Consider the following 2,626-nt stretch of genomic DNA (forward strand, 5'->3'; position numbering starts at 1 on the left):
GGAGGGCCGTAGAAAATAATCCGTGCATCAATCCCCGCTTTTTTATCTTTGACTCCCCATTCATGAAGCCGTGCGATCACTTCGCGATCCAACTGACGCATAAGATTCGAAAGTGTCTGTTCAGTGGAAGGATTGAGGACAACATTTTCCAGTGAAGTTGTCGGTTCAATCAACTCGAAAATTTCCTGCTCTTTGATCAGCATATCGAGTTTAAGTTTGCGCACTTTTTTCTTCTTCTGAGGGTGCATGATCGACTGAAGTACCTCATCGACGATATAAAAAGCACGGCTGATACCGCCGAACGGGTTGAGCATCTCCTCATAATCGATCACTTCCTCGTTGATGAGACGGGCACCGTCTTCGAGGAGGGCACGATTTTTGATCCGTTCGTAATCGTCGAAACTGATCAGGTCGATGAGGGTATTCATCTCCCGCAAATTCCCCTCTGTCGCACTGTACTCCTCTTTGAGTAGGGCTAAGAAAATAACCTGCTCTTTGGGTTCCAGTTTCTTTTGTTTGAAAAAGCGATCGAGGACAACATCAAGTGAGGTTTGAGCGATCCGCTCATCAATCCGTTTTTCGAGGAGATCAAGTTTGTTTTGGATACGGTTGATCCCGAGTGAATGCTCATTTCCGTTGTGACGAATAATCGACATCTTTTGATAGAGTTCAATACGGAAAAACTGATCTTGGAGATATTCCAAATGATCGGCGTAGGGTTTAATATCGGGGAGCGTCATCTCCAACGAACCCTCTTCGAGAAGCTTCATAAAGATCGATGTTACCGCAACGGGAGTGTTATACAATTCCAAATGCGACAACTCACTGATTTTAAGGGGAGTAAACGAGTGATGGGTAATCCAACCCAATTCAAGCAATGTTTTCACTTCCCCGAAATGGCTCAAATAGGAGTAATCATCCGCCCCGTAAAGCTCTTGGAGAAGTTCGGCAACAATGACATCCTCTTGAGACTGCAAAAATTTACGGGTAAGAAGCTGCAAAATTTTTGCCTCTTCGACCGTACATTTGAGTTGTGAAAAAATATGGGTCTCTTCAATTACTTTATTTTCTAAAAAGTCGATAAGATATTTCAATGGTTTCCTTGTTTTAAAAAATGGTCTTTAAATTGGGTCAAAAGCGATACCCGATTCCGGCAGTCACGAGATAGGCACGAGCATTGGAAAATTCGCCATTAACAGGATTGCTCCCACCGCTTTGATGTACAATCCGATCTTTTTTAACATCGACCAATCCGGCTAAACCGATATTCCAATGCTCATCCAATTGATAACGTCCCCCTAAAGAAACCATCCATGCATCCGCATCGGGAAGTTCATACCCGAGTGTCGATTCCGGCACTGGAGATTTATCATACGCAAAACCTGCCATTGCCGTCCATTTATCAAATTTTTGAGTCACCCCAAGGCGGTAGCAGTTTGTATTTTCCCAGTTTTTAGGGATCGCAGTACCAAAAGCAAATGTTGCCAAATTGGGTGTTCCGCCGTATTCAAAATCCAACTTTTGATACGCTGACCAAAACGTTCGCTCAAATACCGCTTCTACCGTCGTCCCCGTATCAAAGGTATACGCAGCTGCTAGATTAAGCGCCGCAGGAATAGGGACAACTACACTGGTAGAACCATCATATAACACCCCGCTATAATTCAAAGTAGCATGCCCCTCAACCGTTAAGTCGATTTTTGAACGGTATGTTGCCGCAAGTGAAAGATTTGGCTGCGGACGGTAATTTACTGCAAAGTTATATCCATAATCAATCGAATCTCCGGTCATATCTCGTGTAGCCGGAACAGGAGAGGTACTTTTAACGACACCGTCTGTTTTCACGACTCGAAATCCAACCCCAAAACTCACCTCATCACTCAAAGGAACAGCCAAAGAGGGATTAAACTCGACTGTTTCCAGTGTGAACTCTTCGGCACTGTAAACTGCCGGAGCACTCTGCCACCGTTTAGACAATCCTGCAGGAACGACAATGCTAAATCCGGCACGCACACCGCTATCCCCTAATTTTTTCGAAGCAAAATGGAGCGTCGGAATTAAAAAGGATTCACTTTTAGAATCAATAGATGTTCCACTCGTCGGTTGGTAATGAATTTTAGACAACCCGATATACGTCGCATCCACTTCAAGCAGATTCGCATCTTCGTTATAGATCATAGCCGCAGGGTTATAATAGGCCGCATCGGCTCCATGTGCATTTGCGACATACGCCGCACTGAGTGCCGTGCCGTTGATCGAACTCTCAGGAATTTTGTATCCCCCCGCCATTGCTGCGGCTGCTACAGCTGACAGTAATATTATGTATCGCATTATTTCTCCTGCAGTGAGTAAAGTAGTTCAATCTCCTGAGCCCAAATCGTCTCATCGATCGTCTCAAGCACCAGCGGGATATCATCCATCCGAGGATCGTTCATGATAAATCCGAACGCATCAATCCCGATTTTCCCCTTTCCGAGTGAGTCATGTCGATCGACATGACTCCCAAGATCAGGTTTTGAATCGTTAATGTGCATCCCTTTGAGATACTTAAATCCCACAATTGTATCAAACTCCGCCCACGTTGCATCATACGCCTCGCGGGTGCGAATATCATAACCCGCCGTAA

Annotated in this window: 2 protein-coding genes and 1 pseudogene; all 3 read right to left on the reverse strand. The window is 44.9% G+C overall.

Features of this window, described 5'->3' with window-relative positions; all coding sequences use genetic code 11:
* Positions 1-1,094 (reverse strand): annotated as a pseudogene (locus A2517_RS10710) (AAA family ATPase); the annotation flags it as partial.
* 37 nt (positions 1,095-1,131) lie between these two features.
* Positions 1,132-2,331 (reverse strand): OmpP1/FadL family transporter, encoded by a 1,200-nt coding sequence (locus A2517_RS10715; RefSeq protein WP_294896882.1) that lies wholly within the window; start codon positions 2,329-2,331, stop codon positions 1,132-1,134.
* On the reverse strand, positions 2,331-2,626 hold a 296-nt coding region (locus A2517_RS10720), incomplete at its 5' end, for a TIM barrel protein (protein WP_294896884.1). The genes A2517_RS10720 and A2517_RS10715, both read right to left, overlap by 1 nt.

It is taken from the genome of Sulfuricurvum sp. RIFOXYD12_FULL_44_77 (genome assembly GCF_001830725.1).
GTDB classification, from domain to species: domain Bacteria; phylum Campylobacterota; class Campylobacteria; order Campylobacterales; family Sulfurimonadaceae; genus Sulfuricurvum; species Sulfuricurvum kujiense_A.

Excerpts from the sequence above, each read along its gene's own strand:
- A2517_RS10715 (WP_294896882.1), bottom strand. The coding sequence starts at position 2,331 with ATGCGATACATAATATTACTGTCAGCTGTAGCAGCCGCAGCAATGGCG.